The 14,179-nt window shown below is 62.4% G+C and carries 14 protein-coding genes; 6 read left to right on the top strand and 8 right to left on the bottom strand.

From position 1 onward, the window contains the following. Positions 1 to 4: 4 nt before the first annotated feature. Positions 5 to 1,060: an N-acetyl-gamma-glutamyl-phosphate reductase gene (argC, locus tag G452_RS0102510; protein ID WP_022660683.1), complete on the bottom strand. Its 1,056-nt coding sequence runs from the start codon at positions 1,058 to 1,060 to the stop codon at positions 5 to 7. A gap of 12 nt (positions 1,061 to 1,072) precedes the next feature. Next, positions 1,073 to 1,324 (bottom strand): DUF1844 domain-containing protein, encoded by a 252-nt coding sequence (locus tag G452_RS0102505; protein WP_327077699.1) that lies wholly within the window; start codon positions 1,322 to 1,324, stop codon positions 1,073 to 1,075. 274 nt (positions 1,325 to 1,598) lie between these two features. Here G452_RS0102505 and G452_RS17740 point away from each other — a divergent pair, with 274 nt between their 5' ends. The 3 genes from G452_RS17740 (at position 1,599) to G452_RS20355 (ending at position 4,810) form a co-directional block, all read left to right on the top strand. Further along, entirely contained in the window at positions 1,599 to 2,549 is a 951-nt protein-coding gene (locus tag G452_RS17740) for a chemotaxis protein (protein ID WP_022660681.1), read from the top strand. A 104-nt stretch (positions 2,550 to 2,653) separates the two neighbouring features. Beyond that, positions 2,654 to 3,139: a cytochrome c family protein gene (locus tag G452_RS0102495; RefSeq protein ID WP_022660680.1), complete on the top strand. Its 486-nt coding sequence runs from the start codon at positions 2,654 to 2,656 to the stop codon at positions 3,137 to 3,139. Positions 3,140 to 3,148: 9 nt separating this feature from the next. Continuing rightward, positions 3,149 to 4,810 (top strand): methyl-accepting chemotaxis protein, encoded by a 1,662-nt coding sequence (locus tag G452_RS20355; RefSeq protein ID WP_081650438.1) that lies wholly within the window; start codon positions 3,149 to 3,151, stop codon positions 4,808 to 4,810. Positions 4,811 to 4,912: 102 nt separating this feature from the next. On the opposite strand, the gene G452_RS0102485 is transcribed toward G452_RS20355, so the two are convergent. Further along, a complete protein-coding gene (locus G452_RS0102485; protein ID WP_022660678.1) occupies positions 4,913 to 6,970 on the bottom strand; it encodes a ribonucleoside triphosphate reductase in 2,058 nt (685 codons plus the stop codon). Further along, entirely contained in the window at positions 6,918 to 7,595 is a 678-nt protein-coding gene (locus G452_RS0102480; protein WP_027189005.1) for an anaerobic ribonucleoside-triphosphate reductase activating protein, read from the bottom strand. Before G452_RS0102480 ends, G452_RS0102485 begins: the two co-directional genes overlap by 53 nt. A 708-nt stretch (positions 7,596 to 8,303) precedes the next feature. Between G452_RS0102480 and G452_RS0102470 the strand changes: the two genes are divergently transcribed. Both G452_RS0102470 and G452_RS0102465 read left to right on the top strand, forming a co-directional pair. Next, entirely contained in the window at positions 8,304 to 8,510 is a 207-nt protein-coding gene (locus G452_RS0102470) for a DNA-binding protein (protein ID WP_235619579.1), read from the top strand. Beyond that, positions 8,507 to 9,022 carry a hypothetical protein gene (locus G452_RS0102465; RefSeq protein ID WP_022660674.1) on the top strand — a complete coding sequence of 172 codons (516 nt, stop codon included), beginning with the start codon at positions 8,507 to 8,509 and terminating at the stop codon, positions 9,020 to 9,022. Before G452_RS0102470 ends, G452_RS0102465 begins: the two co-directional genes overlap by 4 nt. 49 nt (positions 9,023 to 9,071) lie before the next feature. Here the strand turns inward: G452_RS0102465 and G452_RS0102460 are convergent, their stop codons facing one another. After that, positions 9,072 to 9,380, bottom strand: coding sequence for a zinc-ribbon domain-containing protein (locus G452_RS0102460; RefSeq protein WP_022660673.1), 309 nt, complete (start codon positions 9,378 to 9,380; stop codon positions 9,072 to 9,074). Positions 9,381 to 9,526: 146 nt separating this feature from the next. On the opposite strand from G452_RS0102460, the gene G452_RS17730 reads away from it, so the two are divergent. Beyond that, positions 9,527 to 11,296 (top strand): hypothetical protein, encoded by a 1,770-nt coding sequence (locus G452_RS17730; protein ID WP_022660672.1) that lies wholly within the window; start codon positions 9,527 to 9,529, stop codon positions 11,294 to 11,296. Between the two features lie 84 nt (positions 11,297 to 11,380). On the opposite strand, the gene purU is transcribed toward G452_RS17730, so the two are convergent. The 3 genes from purU to G452_RS0102440 form a co-directional block, all read right to left on the bottom strand. Then, complete coding sequence (purU, locus tag G452_RS0102450; protein ID WP_022660671.1) at positions 11,381 to 12,250, bottom strand: formyltetrahydrofolate deformylase; 870 nt, start codon at positions 12,248 to 12,250, stop codon at positions 11,381 to 11,383. 427 nt (positions 12,251 to 12,677) lie between these two features. Beyond that, entirely contained in the window at positions 12,678 to 13,415 is a 738-nt protein-coding gene (locus G452_RS0102445; RefSeq protein ID WP_022660670.1) for an ABC transporter ATP-binding protein, read from the bottom strand. Further along, complete coding sequence (locus G452_RS0102440; protein WP_022660669.1) at positions 13,412 to 14,179, bottom strand: ABC transporter ATP-binding protein; 768 nt, start codon at positions 14,177 to 14,179, stop codon at positions 13,412 to 13,414. Before G452_RS0102440 ends, G452_RS0102445 begins: the two co-directional genes overlap by 4 nt.

The raw sequence follows: 14,179 nt of genomic DNA, 5'->3' as shown, positions 1-14,179 counted from the left end.
GATCCTACGGCATCAGCGGGGTCAATCGCAGCCCGTCGTCCGGCTCCAATCCCAGCATGAGGTTCGCGTTGGCCACGGCCTGCCCGGAGGCGCCGCGACAGAGGTTGTCGATGGCGGAAAGGATGATCAGTCGGTTCGTTCTCGGATCGACCACAAGGCCGATGTCGCAGAAATTGGTTCCCCGCACCCAGCGCGTTTCGGGCAATGTGCCGTCCGGCAGCACGCGCACCCAGGGTTCGCCGTCGTAATGGGCCGCATAGGCAGCGCGCACCGCGTCGAGCTCCACGCCGGGCTTCAATCGCGTGTAGATCGTGCTCAGGATGCCCCGGTCGATGGGCAGGAGGTGGGTATTGAAGGAAACGGTCAGGCTTTTCCCCGCGAGCTTGGAGATTTCCTGCTCGATCTCCGGGGTATGCCGGTGCTTGCCCAGTCCATAGGCCCGGAACGAATCGTGGACCTCGCAGAACAGCGTGCCCACGGCGGCCTTGCGGCCCGCGCCCGAAGTGCCGGATTTGGAGTCGATGACGATGTCCCCGGTTTCCACCAGTCCCTCGGCCAGGGCCGGATAGAGCCCCAGAATGGCCGTGGTGGGATAGCAGCCGGGATTCGCCACCAGTTCGGCTCCGGCAATTTCGTCGCGGTAGAGTTCGGGCAGTCCGTAGACGGCCTGGTCCAGGCGATCCGCTCGGCTGTGTTCGGTCTGGTACCACTTCTCGTAGACGGATTTATCGTTCAGGCGGAAGTCCGCGGAAAGGTCCACCACCTTGACGCCCTCGCAGAGCAGCGCGTCCGCGATCTCCATGGCGGTCTTGTGCGGAACGGCCAGGAAGACCAGGCGGCAGCGCGCGGCCAGCTCCTTCGGACTGGGGGAGCTGATCTCCAGGTCGCCGAGCCCTGTTCCCGCCAGGTAGGGATACAACTCTTCCAGGCGTTTGCCCGACTCGGTCCGGGAGGTGGCGCAGACCAGCTCCAGGGACGGGTGCCAGGCGAGAATGCGCGCCAGCTCCATGCCTGTGTAGCCGGTCACTCCGACCAGCCCGACGGGAATCCGCTTGCTCATTGGCTTGCTCCGCTATTTGACCTTGTTCACGTACTTCATGCGCAGGTTGTAAAGCATTTCGCAAAGCAGACGGCTTTCGTCGGCGTCCAGCCCGTTTTGAAACTTCTGCTGCAGCATGGCGATGATGTCGATGGTATGCTTGGCGATATGCGGCATGAATTCGGTTCGGCCCGTGGACGGATCCTCGGTTTCGCCGAGAGCCACCAGGGCCGAGGATGAAAGCGACATCAGGAAGGTCCTGAAATCGATCTCCGGCAACGGCATTCCCTTAAGGAAATCCTTACAGCTTTTTTCGTCGCTCACCATTCCCTCCAGTGCCAATGTTTGCGGGACTGTAGCGCATTATACCTGCAAGGTTCAAGCGCGGAAACGAGCCTTCCCGGGAGAAACTCCCAAACGTCCGGGAACGGCTTGCTCCGCTGACAGGAAAGGGCAAGCGAATCAGCCGCGGATCGAATTTATCGACTCTGCGGCGTTGCCATAAATCCAGCGGGCGGCTATAAGGAAAAATAGCGAAGACTTTTATACGAGGGACGCCATGGCACAAGTACGGGATGAAAAAAGAATTCTGCTGGAAAGCGGGACCAACGAAGTCGAAATCCTGGAATTCTACCTGGGTGGGCAGAGTTACGGAGTAAACGTCTCCAAAGTGCTTCAGATCATCTCCTACGAATCGGAAAAGTTCACCAGAACGCCGGACGCGGATCCGGCCATGCCGGGAGTGCTGCTCTGGCGCGGAAGAACCATCCCCTTCGTGGACCTCTACGCGGCCATGCACGTGCACACCCGCGTGGACGTGGACCGCCCCATCGCCCTGGTCACGGAATTCAACAACCTGATTTGCAGCTTTCTCACCGACGGCGTCAACCGCATCCACCGCATCGGCTGGGACCGCATCGACCAGCTCGACGCCTACATGAGCCAGTTCTCCGCCCATTTCACCGGATCCGTGCATGTGGACGACAAGGACATCCTGCTCGTCGATTTCGAATACCTCGTGGCCAGCTTCTTCCCGGAAACCAAGCTCGACTCCGAGAAACAGCTCATCCTCCCGGAAGACGTCACCCCCGAGGACAGAAGAACGAAGCGTATCGTCCTGGCCGAGGACTCTTCCTTCATCAGGCACACCATCCTGACGATCCTGGAGCGCGCCGGCTACGCCCAGGTGGCTCCCTTTGAAAACGGGTTGCTTGCCTCCGAACATCTGATGAAGATCAAGAAGCAGGCCCAGGCCGAGGACAAGCCCATCACGGACTTCGTGAATCTGGTCATTTCCGACATCGAAATGCCCCAGCTCGACGGTCTGACCCTCTGCCGCCGTCTCAAGGAGGATCCGGTCTACGGCTCCACGCCGGTGATCATCTTCAGCTCCCTTATCAACGAGCAAATGAGCATCAAATGCAAGGAAGTGGGCGCGGACGCCTTCATCACCAAGCCGCAGATGGCTGAACTCGTAGGCACGCTGGACAAATTGCTCTTCGCCATTTAATGAATTCGCTCCTCGTTTTGTGAACGGTGTACACAATCGGCCGATCGCCGGTTGTGTGCATCGATCTTGTTTTGTCTTCAGCCTCTGATGGGAGCGGATACCGAATGACCAGCCTTTTTTGCACGAAAACAAGGCGCGGCGCCGCTGTGGCCGCTGCCGCGCTCATCTTCCTCCTGGCCGCCGTCGCGGCCCATGCGCAGCAGGAGCAGAATTACGTCGGTTCGGCCCGCTGCGGCGAGTGCCACGACGAGCAGTACGAGTTCTACAGCAAGAATTCGAAAAAGGCCCGCTCCTGGCACAGCGTGGAACGCATGCAACGCAAGCTCACTCCTTCCGAGCTGGAATCCTGCTACGACTGCCACACCACGGGGCACGGCCGGCCCGGAGGCTTCGTTTCCCACGAAACCACGCCCCAGCTGGCCGACGTGGGCTGCGAAACCTGCCACGGTCCCGGCGGTCGGCACGCCGAGTCAGGCGACCCGGCCGACATCAAGCGCACCCCCACGCTCGAGGACTGCCAGCGCTGCCACAACAGCGACCGCATCCAGGATTTCAAATTCAAGCCGCTTCGGTTTTCCGGCGCGCATTGAGGACGCCCAATGAGGATGAACATCCGCACCTCCCTGAGCGCCAAGATCGTTCTTCTGCTCTCCCTGCTCGTTTCCACCGTCATCGCCGTTCTCGTGGGCGTCACGGTCGTGGCCCAGCGCCAAGCCATGCTCGCCCAGCTCGACGAAAGCCTGGGCCGCACCTCGGAACTGCTCAGCCTGGCCATCCGCAAGCCCATGATCGTGGGCGACGACGAAAGCACCCGCGCCCAGGTGGCCGAGTTCGGCAAAATGTTTCCGGACACCCGGATATACATCACCGACTTCAACGGCAACACGACCTACGCCACCCGCGAGCACAGCCTGCGCCGCGACCTGGGAAAGGACGAGGTCGGACCGGAAGTGGCCGCCCTGGTCAAGCGCACCCTGGAATCCGGGAAAACCGGGGAAGTATCGACCATCCTGGAGGGACGCCGCTTTTTTGCCCGCGCCGCAGGCATTCCCAACGATCCCGGCTGCCACCACTGCCACGGCCCCTCAAGGCCCGTGCTTGGCAGCATGGTCGTGTTCAGGGATGTGGAAGCGCAGATGCAGGGGATCGACGACCAGCTCGTGAAGGATATCCTCTACGCCGTGGCGGGCCTTTGCGTTCTGCTCGCCGCGATCATATTCTTCCTGCGCCGATCCGTGCTGGGACGCATCTCGTCCATCACCCAGGCCAGCCAGGACATCCGCGAAGGCGATCATTCACGCCACTTCGCTGTTTCCGGCAGCGACGAACTGCGGACCCTCGCCGACAACCTGGAAGCCATGATGTGCCAACTGCGCCAGAAGGATCTTGAAATCAAGCAGGAAAACGCCAAGCTCAACCTTCTGCTCAAGGAAATCGACGCCACGAGCGCGGTGCTCGTCACCGGGGTGCAGGAAATATCCACCTCCAGCACATCCCTGGCCCAGGGAGCCACGGAACAGGCCGCCTCCCTGGAAGAAGTCACCAGCTCCCTGCACGAGGTCGGAGGACAAACCCGCGAAAACGCGGGAAACGCCGCCCGCGCCGAGTCGCTCTCGAACGATGCCCAACGCGCCGCAGCAGGCGGCCAGAAGGACATGGACCACATGCTCTCGGCCATGCGCGACATCTCCGCATCGAGCGAATCCATCGCCCGAATCATCAAGGTCATCGACGAGATCGCCTTCCAGACCAACCTCCTGGCCCTGAACGCGGCTGTCGAAGCGGCCCGTGCCGGACAGCACGGCAAGGGCTTCGCCGTGGTCGCGGAGGAGGTCCGCAATCTTGCGGGGCGCAGCGCCAAGGCCGCGCGAGAGACGTCCGCGCTCATCGACGACTCGCTGCACAAGGTCCGCCAGGGCGACGAAATCGCCAAACAGACGGCCGCCTCCTTCCAGGAAATCGTGGGCAGCATCACCGGCTCGGCGGCGATCGTGCAGAACATCGCCTCCGCGTCCCAAAGCCAGGCTTCTGCCATCGGCGAAGTCAACCTCGCCCTCAGCCAGATCAGCGACGTGGTTCAGGGCACAACGGCCCATGCCGAGGAGATCGATTCCGCCATCCAGCTCATGGGCGCGGAAGCGGACAAGCTGGGCCGACTCCTGCGGGAGTTCTCCGCAGGGGAAAACCATGCACCCGACGACGACGGCGCGCTCGCGGGGCAGGCCCGCTTTGCCCTGCCTCCCGGCAGCCCCCGCCGCTGACCTTCGCCATCGCGGCCTTGCCCGCGTTCCCGGACCAGAAACAAGAAGAGGCCCCGACATGTCGGGGCCTCTTCTTGTTTTCGCTGCGGATGCGGCTGTGTTCTAGCTGCTGCACGCGCAGTTGGAGAAGGTCACGCGGTCCGAATACTCGGCCTGCTTGCCCTTGTTCCAGCGATTCACGGGACGGTAGTAGCCCACGATGCGGGTATAGACTTCCGCTTCCTGGCCGCAGGTCGGGCAGTCGAAGTGCTCGCCCTGGATGTAGCCGTGCTCCTTGCAGACCGAGAAGGTCGGCGTGATGGAGAGATACGGCAGCTTGGTCTTGGTGAAGGCCGCGATGATGAAGTTCTTCAGGGCCTCGGTGTCGGCCACGGCCTCGCCCAGGAAGGTGTGGAACACCGAGCCGCCGGTGTAGAGCGGCTGGAGCTGGTCCTGGTGCTCCAGGGCGAAGAGCACGTCCTCGGAGATGCCCACGGGCAGCGCCGTGGAGTTGGTGTAGTACGGCGTGCCGTTGCCCTGGGTGATGATGTCCGCGTAGAGCTTCTTGTCGATCTTGGCCAGGCGGTAGCTCGTTCCCTCGGCCGGAGTGGCTTCCAGGTTGTAGAGGTGGCCCGTCTCTTCCTGGAAGTCGGAAGTGACCTGGCGAAGGTGGTTGAGCACGCGGCGCATGAAGCGCACGCCGGATTCGGTTTCGATGCCCTTGCCGAACAGGTTCAGGCAGGCCTCGTTGCCGCCGAGCAGGCCGATGGTCGAGAAGTGGCCGTTGTATCCGTTCTTGAGATAGCGGCGCGACCAGGGGAACATGCCGTTCTTGAGATTGTCCTCGATGAGCTTGCGCTTGAACTCCAGGCTGTCCTTGGCCAGCGTGGCGTACTCGGTGACGAGATCCAGGAACTCGTCCTCGCCCTGGGAAAGGTAGGCCAGCTTGGGCAGGTTCAGGGTGACCACGCCGATGGAGCCGGTCAGGTCGCCCGCGCCGAAAAGGCCGCCGGTTTTCTTGCGCAGCTCGCGGATGTCCATCTGCAGACGGCAGCACATGGAACGCACGTCTTCCGGGCTGAGGTCCGAGTTGATGAAGTTCTGGAAGTACGGCACGCCGTACTTGGCGGTGAGCTTGAGCAGCAGGTCGCCGATCTCGGAATCCCAGGGAAAGTCGTCGGTGATGTTGTAGGTCGGGATCGGGAAGGAGAAGATCCGGCCGTGGTAGTCGCCGTCGAGCATGACCTCCAGGAAGGCGCGGTTGATCCACTCCATTTCCTGCGTGTACTCGCCGTAGGTCGAATCGCGCATGACGCCGCCGATGATGACCCCTTCCTTGGCGATGTGCTTGGGCGGCACGAGGTCGAAGGTCAGGTTCGTGAACGGGCTCTGGCCGCCCCAGCGCGAAGTCGTGTTCAGGTTGAACACGAATTTCTGCATGGCCTGGCGCACCTGTTCGTAGGTCAGCCCGTCCTCGCGGATGAAGGGCGCGAGGTAGGTGTCCACGTTGTTGAAGGCCTGGGCCCCGGCCCACTCGTTCTGGAGCGTGCCGAGGAAGTTGACCATCTGTCCGAGGATGGCGTCGAAGTGCTTGGCCGGTCCGGCGGAGGAGCGTCCCTCGAGGTTGAAGCCTTCGAGCAGGAGGTCGCGAAGGCTCCAGCCCGCACAGTAGCCGGCCAGACCGAACGAAAGGTCGTGAATGTGGAAATAGCCGTGCTCGTGGGCCAGCCGGACTTCCTCGGGGTACTTCTCAAGGGCGTAGCGCGCCTGGACCGTGCCGGAGAGGTGCAGCATGAGCCCCTGGAAGGAATGGGTCATGTTGGCGTTCTCGTTCACGCGCCAGTCGGACTTGCCGAGGTACTCGTCGATGGTCTCCTTGATGTCGAGGTAGGCCTGCTTCTGCTCGCGCAGCTGGCGGCGCTTCTCGCGATACAGCACGTAGCGCCGGGCCACCTCGTACTGGCGGGACTCCATGAGCACGCGTTCGACCATGTCCTGGACGTGTTCCTGTTCGGGAATGGCCACGTCCGCGAGTTTTGCCTCGACTTTGCGGGCCATGCGGCCTGCGAGAATGGGATCCTTGATCCCGCTGGCGTTGAGCGCCTTGAAGATGGCCTGGGCGATGCGGTCAGTTGACCACGTTTCCAACCGCCCGTCTCTCTTCATGATCTGAGACGGCATGCTTCCTCCTGGGGGGTACGAACTCTTGAACTTTCAATTCGAAGCCGCGCGGCAGCAGCGCGCGGACCTCGTCCATGTCGTTGTTGGTCAGGACGGGCACTCGCGTGGTCCTGAAGTAGAAGGCTTGGGGATGCGCGGAGGCCATGGAAAACACGGCCTCGATGTTGGCCCGGGCGATGTCCGGATCCACGGCGTTTCCCGTCAGCTGAGGGTATTTCGAATACGGCCCCTTCACGTCCACGGCGAACACGTCCACCAGCCCTTCGGAAAGCAGCTCGCGGACCATGTCCGGGCGCATGCCGTTGGTGTCGAGCTTGACGCGCAGGCCGCGCTGCTTGATCTCCCAGAGCAGCTCGCCCACGTGGGGCACGTGGGTGGGTTCGCCGCCGGTGACGGTGACGCCGCCCAGCCACTTTTTGCGCTCGTCCAGATAGGCGCGCAGCGCCCAGCGCGGCAGCAGGGGCACGCGCTCCATGTCCCAGGCCAGCTCAAAGTTGTGGCAGGTGGGGCACAGAAGATTGCAGGTGCCGAGGAAGACGACGCAGCAGGGCACGCCGGGCCAGTCGCACAGACTGAAGCGCTCCAGGCCGCGCACGTATTTCCAGACTCCGGAAGGTTCTTTCATGTCGCTGAGTGTCGCAATTTCCGAATTCCGCCGCCCCCGCACAGGGCGAACCATTGCTCCGGCGCAGGCCGGGCGGGTCGCTGTCGGCCGGAATCCGGCAGGCCCACTTCAAGAAACCTCATCCATGTCGTTTCGGCAGAAAATCAAGCACTGGGCGGCACGAACGCCGCTGCCAGATTGAATAGCCCAAACGGCGATTTCTGTACAGGGGGGCAAGCCGATTTTTTCGACTACTCTAGCCTATATGCGCTGTTGTTGCGAATTATGGACGATTAAAAATTGTCTAGAGTTTTTTTCCACAGGCACCCAAACGGACTAATCGGCGAAAATACAGCATCTTTTCTAGAAATAGTTTAGAAGTATTTTTGCACACGAAACGGAAGAAAAGGCAGGGAGATCAAGGGGAAGAGGACGCGCGGAACCGCGCTGGAAAATTCTTATATCAAAGCAGGTTGCAATTGACCAGAACTTTGTCCTTGAAGGCCGCGCCATTGGCCCGCGCGTCCTCGCGCGCCCGCAGGGCGCGGATTATCAGCCGAACCGCCCCTGCGGAAAAAGTCATTGTTGAAAATCCGTCACGGGCATTGTCGATTGCTGTGCGTAAACCCGCCCGCCCCGCATCCGGCTTTGCAAACTCCGCAAAAGCAGGTAATCATGGTGCCGGAAACCAAGGGCCGCAGCTGCGGCCCGACCTCAGGAGCGATCCACTTGAAGGAAAAGGCACTCAAGGAAAACGGCTACATGCGTTTCACCGGAACCGTGCATGCCACGGTCTTCGAATATTTCCAGTGCGCGACTCCGCGCAAGGCCAAATGGTTCTTCAAGGACGGATGCTTCGTCTGTTCGGGGTGCGACCTGGCCTGTGAAACCGACGACCCGGAAGGCTTTCAGGCCTTCCTCATCCCACCCAAATGAAACGTCTGCTCTTCTGCGCACTCGCCGTCTGCCTCCTGGCCGCTCCCCAGGCGCACGCCGCGGACATCGAAGCCCGCGACATCTGCCTCTGCCGACAGGTCATCGCCCGGACGCTCTGCAAGTCTCCGTCCGAGATCGACTTCATCGACCGCTTCCAGGACTCGCCCAACTACTCCTTCACGGTCTTCTATGCCAAGAAGGAAGAGCGCTTCATCTGCAACGTCTCCGGCAACGAGGTGCGCATCAAGGGCAATGCCTGGATCACACTGATGCGGACCGTGAGCGTCACCGTGGATCCGGACACCGAATGCGTGGATTTGGACTATTATGTTCCGGAGTGTCCGCGCGGGCCGGTGCGTTGCTGCGCGCCCAAGAGCAAGGCGGACATCCAGCAGCAGAAGGACGCCGACTTCTGGAGCCGCCCCATCCCCGACCTGCTCCAGGACGAGCTTCAAACCGGCATCGCCCGCGAGGCCAACGCCACGGCCAACCAGACCGCGCCGGGCAATTGATTCCGAACACGCCGCCCCTGCGCGCGTTTACCGCAGGGCGGCGTTTTCTTCAGCGCCGCAAGAGGACGTAGATTCCGCCCAGGGCCGCGCCGAGCAGTCCGGGCCACCACTGCGAATGGGCCAGGCCCCAAGCCGCAAGGCCCAACGTGGCCCCGGCCACGACCCAGACCTCCAGGCAGCGCAGGAGCAATCCCCGGAACCCCTGGCCCTGCTCCTCTGACCGAAGCGGGCGCAACGTTTCCGCAGGGCGCCATTCCGGCGCGCCGAACCGTCGCAAGGACTGCAATTTGTGGCCGCAGGAAACGCAGAGAGGCTCGGAATCCTCATTGGGCGCGCCGCAGCGCGTGCAGACGATCATGGCGCATCTTCCCCCGCCGACGCCCCCCTGTCAATCCGACCGCGCCCCTGCGCGCCAAGCGCGCTTTGCCTTTGTCCTTGTTCCTTTGACATTCCCGCTCTTCTACGGATAATGGGAATCCTGTACCGAATCCGGCCGGAGGATGAATGAGCGACGCCAACGAGAAAATACAGCTGACCAAAGAACAGCGCCTGACCGCATACCTGGACGCCCTGGAACGGCTGCGCCGCGAACGCACCAGTCTGCGCGAAGTGCTGGAGCGCGAGATTCTGCTCGCCTTCATCCGCATCAACCGCAACAATCTCAATGAATTTCCGCTGCTCGAGTCGCAGCAGCGCTCCGTAATCGGCCTGCTCTGTCAGCGCTCGGATCACCCGACCCACGACTACATCAATAAGCTTACCGGCAACTTTCTCGTCCTGCTCAACCGCTTGGCCAAGGCCTTGCCCACGGGTGACGAAAAAATCATCACCCAGACCAGAACGCATCTTCTGAACACCGAAACCCTGCTCATCAAGTGCATGCAGGGCATCATTTTTTCCAGCGGCCTGATTACGGACAACTTCGAGGAGCTCGTTCTGCGGAACTATGGCGAAAGCGCCCTGCCCGTCTACAACGAGCTGCTCAAGAGCCACGAGCTGGACCGCTCCTTCTGGCGCGCGTTCCTGGAACGCTTCGTGGCGGTACCCGTGGCCGAGGCCCACACCGCCATTCTCGACGGCGACCGCTTCGCCATGAGCAAGGACGGCAAGACGCTCGTGGTCCGCTTTTTCATGGACGACGTCGTGGCCCGGCTGACCCCTTCGGACAAGCGCATCGAGAAGACGCGCATCCAGAAGGCCTTTGAGGAACGCAGCAGGGGCTACGAGGGCCGACGCACCCTCCGCCTGGTGACGAACTGCCTCACGCGCGGCCTCTCCTTCATTCCCCGCGAGCAGCTCGGCGAATCCGACCTGGAAAGCCTTTCCCGCATCGCCTGCGTGGACGACGTCAGCCAGCAGTTCCGCAAGATCTATCAAGAACGGCTCCAGCGGAAAGACCTTCAGGAAGTCGATCCGGAAGAAGAGGCGCAGCACAAGCTGAAATTCAGCTTCCTCATGGAGCAGGTCGTGGCCACGGGCGTGGGAGCGCTCATCGGCGTCACGCAAGCACGCGAGGAATTTTCCGCCGCCCTGCCGGATTTCGTTTTTGAGCAAACCTCGATCATGCAGCTGCTCGGCAAGGACTTCAGCCTGGACAACCTCCAGCGCGTCGTCTCATCCCTTCTCGAAGATCATTTCGTCTATCGCCTGCGTCGGCAGGTCGAGGACGAAGGCAACAAGATTCAGGTTCTCAAGTCGCGCACCCGCCGCGCTTCGGTCGAGGATGTGGATGCCTTGTTCAAGAAAGGACTGACGCGCATCCGCAAGAGCAAGCTCTGGCGCAAGGACGTCTCCCGGGACGACATGCTGCTCTTCCGCCCCAGGAATGCCAAGGAACTCGCCGGAGTGTGCAGAATGCTCCAGATCGAGCCGGAGTTGCTGCCCGCGATCACCGCGCTCTGGGAAGCCAATTCCTGCAAGGTGGAAATCCTGCTGACCATCGACCTCGCCATGATGGCCCGGAGAACGACGAACCTCGCCCTGCGCCTGCGCGAGCTGCTGACCCGCCTCGGCCTTGTGAAAACCGACCCGCAGGCCCAGGATGCGGCTGCCGAAACAGGCCAGGGAACGCAGGACGCCTCCCCGGAAGACCGGGGCCAGGACAAACGGGCCGAACGCGCAGACGCTTCCGGGGAAGCGCCAGCGGACGATGCGCCTTCCGCAGGCCGGGAACCCGAATTGGAGCCCGGAGCCGCCTGGCCCGTTGCTCCGCCTTCCGGCGAGCCGGAGCGCCTCGTGGCCGAAAACGACGACGAGCCCGCAGCCGGATCCTGATCCGCGAAAAACAAAAAAGCCCTCTTCCGGAATCCGGAAGAGGGCTTTGCCGTCCGGCCGTGCCGGGCGTCGCATCCCGCCGCTTTAGACGAACACGATGGTCTTGTTGCCGTCCACGAGAACCCGGTCCTCAAGATGCCACTTCACCGCCCGCGCCAGTACCTGACGCTCGATATCCCGGCCCAGCACCTTGAGATCCTCCACGTTCTGCCGATGCGATACGCGGATCACGTCCTGCTCCAGGATCGGTCCCTCGTCCAGTTCCTCGGTGACGTAGTGCGCCGTGGCCCCGATGAGCTTGACGCCCCGCTCCGCGGCCCGGCGGTAGGGGTCCGCCCCCACGAACGCGGGCAGGAAGGAATGGTGGATGTTGATGATCCGGTTCGCGTAGGCCCGCACGAATTCCGGATGGATGATCTGCATGTAGCGGGCGAGGACGACCAGATCCGCGTTGCCGTCGAGCAGCTCCAGCATGCGCCGGGTGGCCGTGAGCTTGTCGTCCTTGTCCACGGGCACGTGGAAAAAGGGCACCCCGAAAGTGCGCGTCGCGTCTGCGAGATCCGGATGGTTGGAGATGACCATGGTCACGTCCATGGGCAGCTCCCCGCGCTGCGAGCGCCAGAGCAGGTCCATCAGCCCGTGGTCCAGCTTGGAAACGAGCAGCGCCGCCTTCTTGCGCACCCAGGCGGGGTGCAGGCTCCACTCCATGCCGAACGGGTCGGCCACCTCGCGGGCGAACTCCTCGGCGATCCTGTCGAGCATCCCCTCCAGGCCGTGCATGTAGAATTCCTGACGCAAGAAGAACCGGCCCCCTTCGGGGTCCGTGGAGTGCTGGTCCGAATGGATGATGTTCGCGCCCCGGTCGAACAGGAAACGGGACGCGCGGGCCACGATGCCGGGCTGGTCGTCGCAGGTGGCGAGCAGCCGGGCCGTGCTGCGGGCAATGGCGGGCATGGGCGTACTTCCGGTCGCGGCGGCCAAAACGGGAACCGCCGGTTGAGGTTCAGATTGTGCGGGCTCGCGGCGCAGCGCGGCGCGGCCAAGCGAGGGCACATACAAGCACAAGCTGCGCCCGCAGTCCAGCCCGGAGCGCACTGGGGAAAAGAGATGGGAAAAGGCAGGCCTCCGGCGGCCAAGGGGCCCGCGGCCCCTTGGAACCCCTTTCGGCGGTGCGGGCCGATGCTGCGCATCCGGCCCGCACCGCAAAGGGAATTTTTCGCCCTGCGAGGAACCGTAAAACACACAGAAGGGGGGAACACATCCGCTGAACGCCGGAAGGCGTTCAGCCGGGGAACGGTCTTTGGGAGGGGGGTCCGGGGGGAACCCTTTCTGCAAGAAAGGGTTCCCCCCGGAAAAGCCTTCAAAAAGCCAACGCCGGGACTTAGCCGCCCAGGTAGGCCTTTTTCACTTCGGGATCGTTGATGAGTTCCGCGGAGGAACCTTGGGCGACGATTTCGCCGGTGTCGAGCACGTAGCCCCGGTGGGCGAACTTGAGCGCGAGGTTGGCGTTCTGCTCGATGAGCAGGATGGTCATGCCCTGTTCGTTGAGCTGCTTGAGCGTGCGGAACATATCGTACATCAGTGCGGGAGCCAGGCCCATGGAGGGCTCGTCGAGCATGATGAACGAGCATTTGGACATCAGGGCGCGGCCCACGGCCAGCATCTGCTGCTCGCCGCCGGAAAGGGACTCGCTCTGCTGCTTGCGGCGCTCGGCCAGACGCGGGAACAGGCTGTAGACCTGATCGTAGTCGCGCTGGATGTCGGAGGAGGAATCGCGCTTGCGGGCGTAGGTGGCGAGCTTGAGGTTTTCCTCCACGCTGAGGTTGCCGAAGATGTGCCGTCCTTCGGGAACCAGCGCCATGTGCAGGTCGGAAACGACCTTGTCGGCGGGCATGCCGAGAATGCTCACGCCCTTGTGGCGGATGTCGCCCTGGATGACCTTGGGCGCTTCCGGAGGCAGCAGCCGGGCGATGGCCATCAGCGTGGTGGACTTGCCTGCACCGTTGGCCCCGATGAGCGTGACGATCTCCCCTTCCTCGACGGTGAAGGAGATGCCGTGCAGGGCCTCGATGTTGCCGTACTTGACGACGAGGTTTTCGATTTCGAGCAGCGGTTTCAAATCGTGTCGTCTCCCAGGTAGGCTTTGATGACTTTGGGATTGGCCTGGATGTCTTCGGGATTGCCTTCGGCGATGGTTTCTCCGAAGTCGATGACCTTGATCCAGGAACACAGGCTCATGACCACCTTCATCTGGTGTTCGATCATCCAGATGGTGATCTTGTAGTTCTCGTGAATCCAGCGCACCAGGTCGATGAGTCCTTCCACGTCGCGGGAGTTCAGTCCGGCGGCGGGCTCGTCGAGCAGGAGCAGCTTGGGCTGGATGGACATGGCCCGCGCGATCTCCACCCGGCGCTGGAGGCCGTAGGGCAGGTTCGGCGGGACTTCATAGGCGTAATCCTTGAGCCCCATGGCTTCGAGCAGTTCCCAGGAGATGCGGTCGATCTCCTTTTCCTGGCCCATGTACTTCCGGGTCCGCGCGAAGGCGTCGAAAACCGAATAGCCCATGCGGTAATGCTGGGCCACGCGGATGTTGTCGAGCACGTGCATGTCCTTCCAGAGCCGGATGTTCTGGAAGGTGCGGGACACGCCCAGGGCCGTGACCTGATGGGGCCGCATGCCGCGCGTGTCCACCCCGTCGAAGGTGATGGTCCCCTTGGTGGGGGTGTAGAAGCCGGACACGAGGTTGAAGATGGTGGTCTTGCCTGCGCCGTTGGGGCCGATGAGCGCGACAAGCTCGCCGCCCTCCAGTTCGATGTTGAAGTCCGACACCGCCTGAAGGCCGCCGAAGTTCTGCGTCATGTGATCAACTTTCAGAAGCGACAT

It is taken from the genome of Paucidesulfovibrio longus DSM 6739 (genome assembly GCF_000420485.1).
Taxonomy (GTDB): Bacteria; Desulfobacterota; Desulfovibrionia; order Desulfovibrionales; family Desulfovibrionaceae; genus Paucidesulfovibrio; species Paucidesulfovibrio longus.
Note: the sequence above shows the minus strand (reverse complement) of the source record. Positions and strands in the feature narration are given on the sequence as shown.